This is a genomic window from Devosia sp. SD17-2 (assembly GCF_029201565.1).
GTDB lineage: Bacteria > Pseudomonadota > Alphaproteobacteria > Rhizobiales > Devosiaceae > Devosia.
Genome location: NZ_CP104002.1, coordinates 4083019 through 4096266, shown reverse-complemented (window position 1 = coordinate 4096266; position 13248 = coordinate 4083019). Strand labels below are relative to the sequence as shown.

Sequence of the window (13248 nt, the reverse complement as noted above, 5' to 3'; positions counted from 1 at the left end):
AGGGCAGACAATGAGCGATAAAGTATCCGGGTTCTTCAAGCGCCTGTTTGGCACCGAGCCCGCGCCGACGCCCACACCGGCGCCCCCCGAGACGCTGCCGGAAACCCCGGTAGCGCCGCCTGCGCCAGCGCCCGAACCGGAACCAGTCGCCCCGGCACCAGAGTCGGCTGCACCGCCGCCTGTTCCCGAGCCAGCCCCCGCGCCCGAGCCTGAAATCGCGCCCGAGCCGGAGCTCGAGCCCGAAGTCGTGCCCGAGCCAGAAGACGTGCCCCCGCCCGGCCCGCCGGAGACCACGCCCGAATATATCGAGGCGGTGGAAGACCAGTTCGTCGCCCCGCCCGCGCCCGTCGCGCCGCCGGCCGAACGGCAGAGCTGGTTTACCCGGCTGGCTAGTGGCCTTCGCCGCTCTTCGGACAATCTTACCGCCTCGATTACCTCGGTCTTCACCAAGAAAAAGCTCGATGCGGCAACGCTCGACGAGCTCGAAGACGTGCTGATCCAAGCCGATCTCGGCCTCGAGACGGCCATGGCCATCACCGAGGCGCTTCGAAAGGACCGTTTCGACAAGGACGTGTCCGGCGAGGATGTGCGCAGTGTTCTGGCCAGCGAAGTCGAAAAAGTACTCGGCCCGGTGGCCCGGCCACTCGATATCGACACCAGCAAAAAACCCTTCATCATCCTGATGATCGGGGTCAATGGCTCGGGCAAGACCACCACTATCGGCAAGCTGGCGCAAAAGCTCTCCGCCGAAGGCAAATCGGTGATGCTGGCTGCCGGCGACACGTTCCGCGCAGCCGCCATCGAGCAGCTGCAGGTCTGGGGCCAGCGCACCGGCGCGCCGGTGATCTCCAAGCCCGCTGGCGCCGACGCCTCGGGGCTCGCTTTTGACGCCGTCACCCAGGCCAAGGCCGAAGGCCGCGATGTGCTGATCATCGACACCGCTGGACGCCTGCAAAATCGCGACGAGCTGATGAATGAGCTCGAAAAGATCATTCGCGTCATCAAGAAGGTCGAGCCGTCGGCCCCGCATGCAACCCTGCTGACGCTCGATGCCACCACCGGCCAGAACGCCATGAAGCAGGTAGAAATCTTCGGCAAGCGCGCCGGAGTGACCGGTCTGGTGATGACAAAACTCGACGGCACCGCCCGTGGCGGTATTCTCGTCGCCATCTCGAAAAAGTTCGGCCTGCCGGTGCACTTCATCGGCGTTGGCGAAGGCGTTGACGACCTCGAACCCTTCTCCGCCAACGAGTTCGCCCGCGCCATCGCCGGCCGGGACTGAGGCTGGGGCTAACACCGCCCCATCCCCTCCATCGTCATTGCCCGGCTCGTCCGGGCAATCCATCTCGCCACTCTGCACGGATCACGCGGGCAATCCGCGTGATGACCCTCTTCTGCGTGCGCACACGGCCATGAGCCCCGGCTCCCTTTCCAGAAAGCCCCGGAACAGCTCAGCCCGCAGCAGCATCAGATCCCGGCTCCGCGGGCGAAAAGCTCTCTGCGCAACCACCCACTTTACATATAATAGTACTTTATATAGGGTCCCCTCATCGCCCGAAGCGTAAACGCCGGGCGGTCATTTGGGAGGATCATCATGAATATCGTGACCAAGCTCGCCCTCGCGGCGGGCCTCGCTACCGCTTTGTCTACTGCCGGCTTCGCCCAGGATATTTCGGGCAAGGTCATCGGCTTTTCCCAGATCGGCTCGGAGTCCGGATGGCGCGCCGCCGAAACCTCTGTGACCCGGCAGGAAGCTGAGGCTCGCGGCGTCGATCTCAAGTTTGCCGATGCCCAGCAGAAGCAGGAAAACCAGATCAAGGCCATTCGCGGCTTCATTGCCCAGGGCGTTGATGCCATCCTCGTGGCGCCCGTGGTTGCCACCGGCTGGGATGAAGTCCTGACCGAAGCCAAGGAAGCCGAAATACCCGTCGTCCTGCTCGACCGCGGCATCGATGCGCCAGAAGATCTCTACATGACCGCCGTCATGTCCGATCAGGTCCTTGAAGGCCGCGTTGCTGGCCAGTGGCTGGTCGATGCCGTCGGCGCCGAAGAGTGCAAGGTTGTTGAACTCCAGGGCACCGTGGGCTCCAGCCCCGCCATCAGCCGCAAGCAGGGCTTTGAAGAAGCCATTGCCGGCCACGACAATATCTCCATCATCCGCAGCCAGACGGGCGATTTCACCCGCTCCAAGGGCAAGGAAGTGATGGAGGGCTTCATCAAGGCTGAAGGCGGCGGCGCTGATATCTGCGCGGTCTACGCCCATAACGACGACATGGCGGTCGGCGCCAGCCAGGCCATCAAGGATGCAGGCCTCAAGCCCGGCACCGATATCCTCGTCGTCTCCATCGACGCCGTGCCCGATATCTTCACCGCCATTGCCGCCGGTGAAGCCAATGCCACGGTTGAGCTGACCCCAAACATGGCCGGCCCCGCCTTCGACGCCCTGGCCGCCTACTGGGCCGATGGCACTGAACCCGAAAAGTTCATCATTACCGAGTCCAAGCTCTACACCGCCGAAAACGACCCGCAGGGCGAATACGAACGCCGCAAGGGCCTGGGCTACTGATAGGCTGAACTGACAGGTGGAGCCGCGCTTGTGGCTCCACCCCACCCTCAATCCCTCCCCATCAAGGGGAGGGAAGCGCATACTGCGAGCTCCCGGCTCTTTCGTCTCCCTCCCCCCCGTGGGGAGGGATCAAGGGTGGGGGGCTCCGGCCTGCGGGATTGGGGTGAAGCATGGACCGTCCACAAGGACGGCCGGGGAGGGGCAATGAACGACACTGGCTACGCGCTCGAGGCGCGGGGCATCGTCAAGATCTTCGGCAACCATACCGCGCTGGACCAGGTCGATTTCGGCCTCATACCCGGCGAGGTTCACGCCCTGCTGGGCGAAAATGGTGCCGGAAAATCGACGCTGATCAAGATCCTCACCGGCGCCTACCAGCCCGATGGCGGCACGGTCCTCGCCGATGGCGTCCCCGTCACCCTCGCCAATCCCCAGCATGCCCAGACCCATGGCATCGGCACGGTCTTTCAGGAGGTCAACCTCCTGCCCAATCGCTCCGTGGCCGAAAACCTCTATCTCGGCCACCAGCCCACCCGCTTCGGCCTTGTCGATCGCCGCCGCATGGAGGCCGACACGCGAACAGTGCTCGCCCGCTATGGCCTCACTCTCGATCCCGCCAGCGAGCTCGGCAGCCATTCCGTCGCCGTCCAGCAGATCGTCGCCATTGCCCGCGCCGTCGAGCTCTCGGGAAAAGTGCTGATCCTCGACGAGCCCACGGCCAGCCTTGACCGCAACGAGGTCGAGCGCCTCTTCGAGATCATCCGGGACCTCAAGGCGCAGGGCCTCGCCATCGTCTTCATCACCCATTTCCTCGATCAGGTCTTCGCCGTCGCCGACCGCGTCACCATTCTGCGCAATGGCAAGCTGATCGAAACCCGCGCCCTCGACACGCTGACCCGCACCGATGTCGTCCGCCTCATGCTGGGCAAGGACATCGCCTTCTCCGGCGCCACCAAGCTCGACGAAAACCGGCCGCTCGGCGACGTGCTGGTCGATTTCACCGGCTATGGCAAAAAGCGCAGCGTCCTGCCCTTCACCCTCTCCATCCACAAGGGCGAGGTCATAGGCGTCGCAGGGCTTCTAGGCTCTGGTCGCACGGAAATGGCCCGCCTCATGTTCGGGGCCGACAGCGCCGACGAGGGCAGCGTCACCGTCGCGGGAAAACCCACCACCATTTCCCGTCCCACCGATGCCATTGCCCATGGCTTTGGCTTCTGCCCCGAAGACCGCAAGGCCGAGGGCATTTTCGGCGATCTCTCCGTGCGCGAAAACATCATCATTGCGCTTCAGGGCAAGCTGGGGTGGTTTTCCGCCCTCAACCGCGACGAGCAGATGGAAATCGCCGGCAAATTCGGCGAGGCCATGGATATCCGCGCTGCCTCGCTCGACATGCCGGTCAAACTGCTCTCGGGCGGCAATCAGCAGAAGGTCATTCTCTCGCGCTGGCTCGCCACCGATCCGGCCTTCCTCATTCTCGACGAACCCACCCGCGGCATTGATGTCGGCGCCCACGCCGAGATCGTGCGCACCATCAATCGCCTGCGCGATGAGGGGCTGGCGCTGGTCGTTATCTCCTCCGAGCTCGATGAGGTCGTGGCCTATTCTTCGCGCATCGTCGTCATGCGCGATCGCGAGCTGGTCGCCGAGCTCAATGGCGAAAACATCAATCCGGGCATTATCGTGCAGGCTATCGCCAATCATCACGAGGGAGCCCCCGCATGATCCGGCGCTCGGCTTCCTTCCTTGCCAGCCCGCAGCTCATCGCCCTTGTCGGCGTGCTGCTGATCAACTGGCTGCTGTTCCCCAATTTCTTCCGCATCACCTGGCAGGATGGGCGCCTCTTCGGCAGCCTCATCGACGTCATCAATCGCGGTGCGCCGGTGGCCATCCTCGCCATCGGCATGGCCGGCGTCATCGCCACCAAGGGCGTTGATCTCTCGGTCGGCGCAGTCATGGCCGTCTCCGGCGCCGTCGCCGCCACGCTCGTCGTGGCCGGCTATCCCACCCCCATTGCCGTGGCTGCCGCCCTCACCGTCGGCCTCCTCTGTGGCCTCTGGAACGGCATTCTCGTGGCGCTGCTCGATATCCAGCCGATCGTCGCCACGCTGGTTCTGATGGTGGCCGGGCGCGGCATTGCCCAGCTCATCACCCAGGGCTTTATCGTCACCTTCAATGATCCCGTGCTGATCTTTATCGGCACCGGCTCCTTCCTCGGCCTGCCCATGGCCGCCGTCATCGCCATTGTCCTGATGGTGCTGGTCACCCTGCTGGTCCGGCGCACTGCCATCGGCCTTTTCATCGAGGCGGTGGGCGTAAATCGCGCCGCCGCCAGCCTCGCCGGCATTCGCAGCCGCATGTTGCTGCTGCTCGTCTATTCCCTCTCCGGCCTCTGCGCCGCCATTGCCGGCATCATTGTTGCCGGTGACATTCGCGGCGCCGACGCCAACAATGCCGGGCTCTGGCTCGAGCTCGACGCTATCCTCGCCGTGGTCATCGGCGGCACCTCGCTGCTCGGCGGGCGCTTTTCCGTGCCGCTGGCCGTGGTCGGCGCACTCATCATCCAGGCCATGAACACCGGCATTCTCGTCTCCGGCTTCCCGCCCGAGTTCAATCTCATCGTCAAGGCCGGACTGATCTTCATTGTCCTCCTGATCCAGTCGCCGCTGGCCTCGCGCCTGGCCCCGACCCGCCTGCGCCCAGCTTCCGCCGGAGCCAAGAAATGAACCGCTCTCTTCGTCCGCTTCTTGCCACGGCGCTCATCTTCGTCATCGCCTATGCCCTGGCGGTGATGCAGTTCCCCAACATGTTCTCGACCCGCGTGCTCGGCAATTTTCTCACCGACAACGCCTTTCTCGGCATTGCCGCAGTGGGCATGACCTTCGTCATTCTCTCAGGGGGCATTGATCTCTCGGTCGGCGCGGTCATCGGCTTTACTGGCGTGCTTGTGGCCGTGCTCATCTCCTGGGCCGGTTTCCATCCGCTCTTCGCCTTCGCCATCGCCCTTCTGGTTGCAGCAGCCTTTGGCGGCACCATGGGGCTCGCCATTCATTTTCTTCAGGTGCCGTCCTTCATTGTCACTCTGGCCGGCATGTTCCTCGCGCGTGGCGCCGCCTCGGTCATCACCCAGGATTCGGTGCCGATCAGCCACGAATTCTATTCAGCCATTTCCGGCCTCGTCATCCGCCTTCCCGGGGGCGGGCGCCTCAGCTTTATCGGCCTCTCCATGGTCGCCATTTTCATCATCGGCGCCATTCTGGCCCACCGCACAAAATTCGGCTCTTACGTCTATGCGCTGGGCGGCAATCCGGTCTCGGCCTCGCTCATGGGCGTGCCGGTGGCGCGCACCACCGTGGCCATTTATATGCTTTCATCCGTGCTTGCGGCCTTGGCGGGCATTGTTTTTTCCCTCTATACATCTGCGGGTTACCCGCTGGCGGCGGTGGGCGTCGAGCTCGATGCCATCAGCGCGGTGGTCATAGGAGGCACGCTGCTCACCGGCGGCTATGGGTTTGTCCTGGGCACGTTCATCGGCGTCATGCTGCTGGGCCTCGTTCAGACCTACATCATCTTCGACGGCACGCTGTCGAGCTGGTGGACCAAGATCGTCATCGGCGTTCTCCTGTTCCTGTTTATCGTGCTGCAACGGATCATTTTCGCCGCGGCCGCACCCGGAGACAAAGCGTCCCAGAAAGCCTGAAATGATCGAAGCAGGCAGCCTCATCCGATCCCTCTCGGGGCGGCATGCTGCGCGCAATTTCCATAATTTCGTCATCAACGAGATCGGCCGGGCCATTGTCTCGGGCGCCTCGCCTGTTGGCTCGGTTCTGGCCAGCGATGCAGTGATGATGGAGCGTTACGGCGTCTCGCGCACAGTTCTGCGCGAGGCGATCAAGACGCTTGAGGCCAAGGGTCTGGTCGAGGCCCGCCCCAAGGTCGGCACCCGCGTCTCCCCGCGCAGCCGCTGGAATTACTTCGATTCCCAGGTGCTCGCCTGGCATTTCCACGCCCCAGCCGATGCTCGCTTCTACCAGAACCTCTTTGCCGTGCGCGAAGCTCTCGAACTGCCGGCGGGGGAGGGGGCTGCGCGCTTCCGCACCGCAGAACACGTCCGCATCATGAAATACTGGCTGCATCAGGCGTCGACGGCCGGCGACAGCGACGAGCAGTTCGGCCTCGCCGCCCTCGAAATTCACGCCCAGATCGCCGAGGCGTCCCAAAACACCCTGCTGCGCAGCGTCGTTGGCGTCATCGAACTCCTGCTCGCCCTCGCCCTGACGCGCAGCAGCGAAACCGTCATGGCCTATCGGCAAGCCAGCATCGCCATTCTCGAAAAAACCGTCCTCGCTATCGAGGAAGGCGCCTCGGACGCCACCCGCGACCACCTCCTCGCCTGCCTCGCCCTCGACCATGCAAGGGTCATGGAAGGCGTGTGAGGCCCGCACTGCGGACAACGCGGCATAGGGCGCCCGGCGCCCGGCGCCACCCCACCCTCATTCCCTCCATCAAGGGGAGGGAGGCGCAGACTGCGATGTCTCGGCTCCTTCGTCTCCCTCCCCTTGTGGGGAGGGTAGCAAAGCTCGGCCAAGGGCCGTATCGGCGCTGGGTGGGGGAGGGATCAAGGTGGGGATATCCAAAACGCCCCCAACCACCAACACCCGGCAACCCCTCATCTCCCGCACCCGTTTCTCCCTCAAAGGAGAAATCGCATGTATGAGACACCCATCCTCTGGTTGCTGCTGCTGACCGTCGGCGTCGCCTGCCTCGGCGCCGCCATGGTCTATGGCACCATGCGCAATCGCAAGCGTACACCGCTCGAGCGCAATATCACCGAGGCTGCAACGCGGGCCGAATATCGCGCCGAGGATCGCGACGAGCGCTAGACTTTCCGCCTACCAGGCAAAGTCTGGGCCATTGACCCGGGCGCCGAGCAGGAACACGTCTGCCATCAGCCGCAGCGGAGCCGCGTCGACATCGCTCTCGTGCCGCTCGAGCAGATCGGCAAACCGGTCATACATGGCCGAATATTCGAGATCGCCGTGCTCGAGCACCAGCGCCCCGTTGACGCTGAGCTTGCGGCCGCCGTTTTCGAGGCGGATCTCATTGCCGGCCCCGGTGGTAAAGCGGATGGTCCAGATTTCCCCGCTCTCTTCGAGCCAGTTGAACCCGGCCGACAGCTCTGGCCGATGCGCCTGCGAGGATTTGAACGCGATCTCGACATCCACCGGGGTCTGCCGATTGGCCGGAAAAGTCAGCTTCGCGTTTTCGACAAAGGCCGGGAACGGCATGACCTTGGTAAAGATCGAGAGCGCATTGATGCCCGGATCGCAGACGCCGAACCCGCCGGGCTCCCACACCCAGTCCTGTCCCGGATGCCATTTGCGCACGCTTTCGCGCCAGTCGATACGGGCCGAGACCACGCCTTCATCGGCGAGGATCGCCTTGGTGCGGTCGACGGCGGCGTTAAACTGGCTGTGCCAGGTCTGGTAGAGCACCCGGTCCAGTCGCCTGGCATGGGCGATGAGATCGTCGAGTTCGGAAATGGTCGTGGTGGGCGGCTTTTCCATCATCACGTCCTTGCCGGCGTCGAGCGCCTCGCGGACATAGCCATGGCGCACGCCGGGCGGTGTGCAGATGGACACGATGCCCACTTCCGGCATGGCCGCATAGAGTTCGGCGGCCGTCCTGAACACGGGCAGGTTCTTATGGGCGACTCCGCGCGTCGACACGGTCGCCGCCAGCTCGAAATCCTCCGAGGCTTCGATCACCGGGATATGCTGATCGACGGCAATCTTGCCTACGCCGATGATCGCGATCTTGCGCTTGCCCATCCAAAAAATCTCCCCGAGCTTTGGTGGGAGGTTTTAGAGCAGAGCGCGGGCCGATCGCCAAGCACCCACGGCAAGAAAAGTATGACTTTTTATTGCGAAACCGCTGTCGCCGGCTCCCAAAGCTCGATCTGGTTGCCTTCCGGGTCATGAATTCGGGCAAATCGCCCCGTCTCGGGCGTGTCCCATTCCTCCGGCCGCGTCTCGACCGCAATCCCGGCTTCGCGCAGGCGCACCAACATCGCGTCGAGATCATCGACCCGGAAATTGATCATCCACTGCTTGGCCTCCGGAAAATAGTCGCTCTCCTGCCGGAAAGGCGCAAACACGGTCATCCCCGCATCCTGCTGCCAGAGCTCGGTGATGCCCAGATGTGTCTCGTACCACCGCACGAGCGCATCCTTGTCGCCCGACCGGAAGAAGATCCCGCCAATCCCCGTCACCCGTGCCATCTGCGCCTCCCGCTATCGCCCGACCTATGCGTCTTCAGGTCAACCGTCATCGCCCGGCGTCTCCGGGCAATCCATCCCGATGCCGAGTTTGGCACAGGATAGGAGAGCCACAAAATCACTCCTCCCCCTCCTTAAGGGGGAGGTCGGGTGGGGGTGGCGCCTTACCGGATGAGGATCGCCCGGAAATCATTGACGTTGGTCCCGGTCGGGCCCGTCACAAAAAGGTCCCCAATCGCCTCAAAGGCGGTATAGGCATCATTGTTCGCCTGTGCCGCCAGCGGATCGACGCCCGCCTCGCGCATCCGCCGCGCCGAAGTGCCGTCGACAAAAGCCCCGGCATTGTCTTCCGAGCCGTCGATGCCATCGGTGTCGCCCGCCAGCGCCGTCACCCCTTCGACCCCATCGAGCGCAATGGCCAGCGACAGCAGGAACTCGCCGTTCCGTCCGCCGCGTCCCTTGCCGCGCAGCGTCACGGTGGTCTCCCCGCCTGAAAGCAACACCACAGGCTTGCTGAACGGCTGATTGCGGAGCGCAATCTCCTTGGCAATCGCCGCATGCACCAGCGCCACGTCGCGCGCCTCACCCTCGATGGAATCCGACAGCACTGCCGCCTCTATCCCCATCGCGCGCGCCTTGTCCGCCGCAGCCGTCAGCGACAGGGCGGCCGAAGCGATGGTCACCACCGAATTGTTGACGAAGCGTGGGTCGTCCGAACGCGGCGCGATATTGTCCTCTCCCGCCAGAATTTTCTGCGCCGCCGCCGGCAGCTCCAGCCCATAGAGCGCGGCATATTTCCGTGCCTCGGCCCGTGTCCCGGCGAGCGAAATCGTCGGTCCCGACGCCACCAGCGCCGGATCATCACCCGGCACATCGGAAACAACCAGCGTCGCCACCCGGGCCGGTGCGGCCGCCAGCGCCAGCCGTCCGCCCTTGATGGAAGAAAACTGGTTGCGGATGAGGTTCATCACCCCGATCGGCGCGCCCGAAGCGAGCAGCGCCCGATTGACCGCCTGCTCATCCTCAAGGCTCATCCCCTCGGCGGGCGCCGGCAGCAGCGACGAGCCGCCGCCCGAAATCAGCGCCACGACGAGATCATCGGCGCTCAACCCCTGCAGTAGCTCCACAATCCGCCGCGCCGCCTCAAACCCCGCCGCATCCGGCACCGGATGAGCCGCCTCGACAATTTCAATCTGTTCGCACTTTTCGGCATAGCCATAGCGGGTCACCACCAGCCCGTTCAGCGGCTCGTCCCAGGCCTTCTCGAAAGCCCGCGCCATCTGCGCCGATGCCTTGCCCGCGCCGATGACAATAGTCCGCCCCTTCGGCTTTTGCGGCAGGAACTGGCTCACCGCCAGCGCCGGCTGCGCCCGTTCCACTGCCGTCTCGAACAGGCCTTTCAGCAAGTCCTTGTCCATCTTCCCCCCTTGCCGTTACCACCCGTCGGACTGTTCTTGTGCCCGACACGGCAAAAGCTTGTCCAGCCTTGCCACCTTGTCAAAACGCAGACACATAGAAAGTCTAGCGGCAGGCCGAGGAGTTTTCATGACCGAACGATTCGCCATCTACTACGCCCCCTCCGCCACCAGCCCCCTGTGGGACAGGGCCTCTGCCTGGCTGGGCCGCGACTCCGCCAATGGCCAGTTTTTCGACGGTCCCGTCGGCGGCATCGAGCGCAATCGCCTGCTCAACCTCACTCAGTCGGCCAATCGCTACGGTTTCCACGCCACCATCAAGCCGCCCATGGTGCTGGCCCCGGGCACGACCCTCGACGATCTCGGCGCCGCGCTCACCCGGTTTGCTGCGAGCCAGCGTCCCGTCTCCCTCGGCACCCTTGATATCGTTTCGCTCGATGGCTTCCTCGCCCTTATCGCCGCCGGCGACAATGCCGACCTTCAGGATCTCGCCGCCCATGTGGTTGAGGAATTCGAGCCCTTCCGTGCGCCGCTCTCCATGCGCGACCGCTCGGCCCGCGCCGCGCGCGGCCTCACGCCGCGCCAGGAGGAACTGCTCGATGGCTATGGCTATCCCTATGTCTTCGACGAATTCCGCTTCCACATGACCCTCACCGATCGCCTTCCCGAGGCCGATCACGCCGAGATCGCCGCTGCTGCCCGCAGCTGGTTTGGCGCGCTGCTCGCCGAGGAGGTCGTGCTCGACAGGCTCGTGCTTTTCCATGAGCCAGACGCCGGCCGCCACTTCCGTCGCCTCGACGATTTCAAGCTCGGGGCCGGCCAGTGACAAAGACGATCCTCTCCAACGCCCGCATCGTCCTGCCCGAGGCCGAGATCACCGGCAGCGTCGTCATCGCCGAGGGCAAAATCGTCTCCATCGACGAAGGCGCATCCCGCCACGGCGAGGATCTTGCCGGCGATTACCTCATCCCCGGCCTTGTCGAGCTCCACACCGACCATCTCGAAAATCATTACCGCCCGCGTCCCGGCGTGTTCTGGGATCCGCTGGCCGCGCTCCACGCCCACGACGTGCAGATCGCCGGCTCGGGCATCACCACGGTCTTTGACGCCGTCCGCATCGGCTCGGACCTAGAGCTGCCCGACATGCTCCCTCATGCCACTGCGCTAGTCGATGCCGTGCGCGAGGGCAGCGACGGCGGCTGGCTGCGCGCCGAACATTTCATCCATTTGCGCTGCGAACTGCCCAGCCACGACGTCGTCACCCATTTCGAGACCTTCGCGTCCCACGACATCACGCGGCTGGCCTCGGTTATGGACCACACGCCCGGCCAGCGTCAGTTCCGCTCGCTCGATGACTACAAGCGCTTCTACGCCAAGCAGATGGGCCGCACCGAGGCCGAACTGCTCGCCTATATCGCTGCCCGCCAGGCCGAGCACGACCGCTACTCGGCCGCCAACCGCAGCGCTATCGTCGCCCGTGCCCATGAGCTCGGCCTTGCGCTCGCCAGTCATGACGACGCCACCATCGCCCATGTCGAGGAAGCCGCTGAAGACGGCGTCGCCATCGCCGAATTCCCCACCACGCTCGAAGCCGCCTCTGCCGCCCATGATGCCGGCCTCGCCATTTTGATGGGCGCGCCCAATGTGGTGCGCGGACGCTCGCACTCGGGCAATATTTCGGCCAGCGATCTCGTTGAGGCCGGCCTCCTCGATATCCTGAGTTCCGACTACGTCCCCTATGCCTTGCTGCAGGCCGTCTTCCTCATGCCCCGGCGCATCGAGAGCGTGAGCCTGCCCCAGGCGCTGGCAACCGTAACGCGAAATCCCGCCCGCGCCGCCGGGCTCGATGATCGCGGCGAGATTGCCGTCGGCAAGCGGGCCGATCTCGTGCGGGTGCGGGCCAATGGTCCGCTGCCCAGCGTGCACAGTGTCTGGCGAGAAGGACATAGAGTGAGTTGAACGAGCGCTCCCCCGGAATTCTGGTCCTTGTCGTTGGCCCCTCCGGTGTGGGCAAGGACACTCTCATCCAGGGCGCCCGTCAGGCGCTCGATGCCGACAAGCGCTTCAGCTTCGTCCGGCGTCTCGTCACCCGCCCCACCGATGTCGAGGTGGAGGATCACCTCAGCGTTGAACCCGCCGAATTTGAAGAGGCCCGCACTGCCGGCCGGCTCTCCCTGCATTGGGAGGCGCACGGCCTCCAATATGCCTTGCCCATCGGCGTCGATACCGATCTGGCGCTGGGGCGCGTGGTGGTCGCCAATGTGTCGCGTCACATCGTGCCATCAGCGCTCGAAAAATACCCCTCAAGCCGCGTCGTCATGATCTCGGCTGAAATATCCCTGCGCGCCCAGCGGCTGGCCAGTCGCGGTCGGGAAGGGCGCGATCAGATCACCGCGCGGCTGGCGCGCGAGGGGGCGACCTTGCCCTCCGGCATCTCCCCCATCATCATCGATAATTCCAATTCCATCGGCATTGGCATCCACGCCTTCGTCATGGCGTTGCGCGCGATCGCCGGCGACTGAACCCTTTGCGTGCTCACGCGTTGACCTCACGCGTCAGCGTCAGGAGTTTTAATGAGCCGCAATGCCCTTTACGCCCTGGTGACCATCCTCTTGGTCGCCTTGGTTGCCTTCGCCATTTATACTTATCAGCAGCAACAGGCCCGTCCGGCTATTGAGGTTCGTGTCGATGAACAGGGGATTTCCATCGATGGAAACGGCTAGCAGCGTTTCAGATCGTCGGGCGGTGATTGCAGCCGCTATTGCTGCTGAACTACAGCGGCAGTCCGAAGGTGGCGCAACGCGCATCGATGTCGATGCGCTCGCGGCCGCTGTCGATGGCGCGCTGGTTCCGGGGGCTCCCTTCGCCGAAGGACGCCGCCCCGAACAGCTTAACGCCACCAACGACGACTGAAAAACCCCGGCAAGCCGGGTGCTCACCCTGTCGCCTGGCGATGGGAGCTGTGTCGGCGCTGCCCTGGCCTTTTTAAAGGT

Annotated in this window: 15 protein-coding genes; 12 read left to right on the top strand and 3 right to left on the bottom strand. The window is 64.3% G+C overall.

The annotated features are described in order from the left end of the window. Positions 1 to 10 precede the first annotated feature (10 nt). The 7 genes from ftsY to NYQ88_RS20010 all read left to right on the top strand — a co-directional run bounded on the left by ftsY (position 11) and on the right by NYQ88_RS20010 (position 7446). The gene (ftsY, locus tag NYQ88_RS20040; protein WP_275652824.1) at positions 11 to 1282 is read left to right on the top strand and encodes a signal recognition particle-docking protein FtsY; all 1272 of its coding nucleotides are present in this window, start codon (positions 11 to 13) and stop codon (positions 1280 to 1282) included. Between the two features lie 312 nt (positions 1283 to 1594). Continuing rightward, a complete protein-coding gene (gene ytfQ / locus NYQ88_RS20035) occupies positions 1595 to 2566 on the top strand; it encodes a galactofuranose ABC transporter, galactofuranose-binding protein YtfQ (RefSeq protein WP_275652823.1) in 972 nt (323 codons plus the stop codon). A 204-nt stretch (positions 2567 to 2770) separates the two neighbouring features. Further along, positions 2771 to 4288, top strand: a complete 1518-nt coding sequence (locus NYQ88_RS20030) for a sugar ABC transporter ATP-binding protein (RefSeq protein WP_275652822.1) — start codon at positions 2771 to 2773, stop codon at positions 4286 to 4288. Continuing rightward, positions 4285 to 5289 carry an ABC transporter permease gene (locus NYQ88_RS20025; protein WP_275652821.1) on the top strand — a complete coding sequence of 335 codons (1005 nt, stop codon included), beginning with the start codon at positions 4285 to 4287 and terminating at the stop codon, positions 5287 to 5289. Before NYQ88_RS20030 ends, NYQ88_RS20025 begins: the two co-directional genes overlap by 4 nt. After that, positions 5286 to 6263 (top strand): galactofuranose ABC transporter, permease protein YjfF, encoded by a 978-nt coding sequence (gene yjfF / locus NYQ88_RS20020; protein ID WP_275652820.1) that lies wholly within the window; start codon positions 5286 to 5288, stop codon positions 6261 to 6263. The genes NYQ88_RS20025 and yjfF overlap by 4 nt, the downstream gene beginning before the upstream one ends. 1 nt (position 6264) lies before the next feature. Continuing rightward, positions 6265 to 6999 carry a GntR family transcriptional regulator gene (locus NYQ88_RS20015; protein ID WP_275652819.1) on the top strand — a complete coding sequence of 245 codons (735 nt, stop codon included), beginning with the start codon at positions 6265 to 6267 and terminating at the stop codon, positions 6997 to 6999. Positions 7000 to 7272: 273 nt separating this feature from the next. Next, positions 7273 to 7446 carry a hypothetical protein gene (locus NYQ88_RS20010; RefSeq protein WP_275652818.1) on the top strand — a complete coding sequence of 58 codons (174 nt, stop codon included), beginning with the start codon at positions 7273 to 7275 and terminating at the stop codon, positions 7444 to 7446. Positions 7447 to 7455: 9 nt separating this feature from the next. Here NYQ88_RS20010 and NYQ88_RS20005 read toward each other — a convergent pair whose 3' ends face one another. The 3 genes from NYQ88_RS20005 to NYQ88_RS19995 all read right to left on the bottom strand — a co-directional run bounded on the left by NYQ88_RS20005 (position 7456) and on the right by NYQ88_RS19995 (position 10258). Next, a complete protein-coding gene (locus NYQ88_RS20005; RefSeq protein WP_275652817.1) occupies positions 7456 to 8394 on the bottom strand; it encodes a Gfo/Idh/MocA family oxidoreductase in 939 nt (312 codons plus the stop codon). 89 nt (positions 8395 to 8483) lie between these two features. Next, a complete protein-coding gene (locus NYQ88_RS20000) occupies positions 8484 to 8843 on the bottom strand; it encodes a VOC family protein (RefSeq protein ID WP_275652816.1) in 360 nt (119 codons plus the stop codon). Positions 8844 to 9004: 161 nt separating this feature from the next. Continuing rightward, the gene (locus NYQ88_RS19995; protein ID WP_275652815.1) at positions 9005 to 10258 is read right to left on the bottom strand and encodes a glycerate kinase; all 1254 of its coding nucleotides are present in this window, start codon (positions 10256 to 10258) and stop codon (positions 9005 to 9007) included. A 127-nt stretch (positions 10259 to 10385) separates the two neighbouring features. Between NYQ88_RS19995 and NYQ88_RS19990 the strand changes: the two genes are divergently transcribed. Genes NYQ88_RS19990 through NYQ88_RS19970 form a run of 5 tightly spaced genes read left to right on the top strand, consistent with a single transcriptional unit; the run spans position 10386 to position 13168 of the window. Then, entirely contained in the window at positions 10386 to 11081 is a 696-nt protein-coding gene (locus NYQ88_RS19990; RefSeq protein WP_275652814.1) for a DUF1045 domain-containing protein, read from the top strand. Next, entirely contained in the window at positions 11078 to 12214 is a 1137-nt protein-coding gene (locus NYQ88_RS19985) for an alpha-D-ribose 1-methylphosphonate 5-triphosphate diphosphatase (RefSeq protein ID WP_275652813.1), read from the top strand. Before NYQ88_RS19990 ends, NYQ88_RS19985 begins: the two co-directional genes overlap by 4 nt. Beyond that, positions 12211 to 12777: a phosphonate metabolism protein/1,5-bisphosphokinase (PRPP-forming) PhnN gene (gene phnN, locus NYQ88_RS19980; RefSeq protein ID WP_275652812.1), complete on the top strand. Its 567-nt coding sequence runs from the start codon at positions 12211 to 12213 to the stop codon at positions 12775 to 12777. The genes NYQ88_RS19985 and phnN overlap by 4 nt, the downstream gene beginning before the upstream one ends. Before the next feature lie 51 nt (positions 12778 to 12828). Further along, on the top strand, positions 12829 to 12978 hold the full coding sequence (locus NYQ88_RS19975) for a hypothetical protein (RefSeq protein ID WP_275652811.1): 150 nt from the start codon (positions 12829 to 12831) through the stop codon (positions 12976 to 12978). Further along, positions 12965 to 13168: a hypothetical protein gene (locus NYQ88_RS19970; RefSeq protein ID WP_275652810.1), complete on the top strand. Its 204-nt coding sequence runs from the start codon at positions 12965 to 12967 to the stop codon at positions 13166 to 13168. Before NYQ88_RS19975 ends, NYQ88_RS19970 begins: the two co-directional genes overlap by 14 nt. Positions 13169 to 13248: the final 80 nt, after the last annotated feature.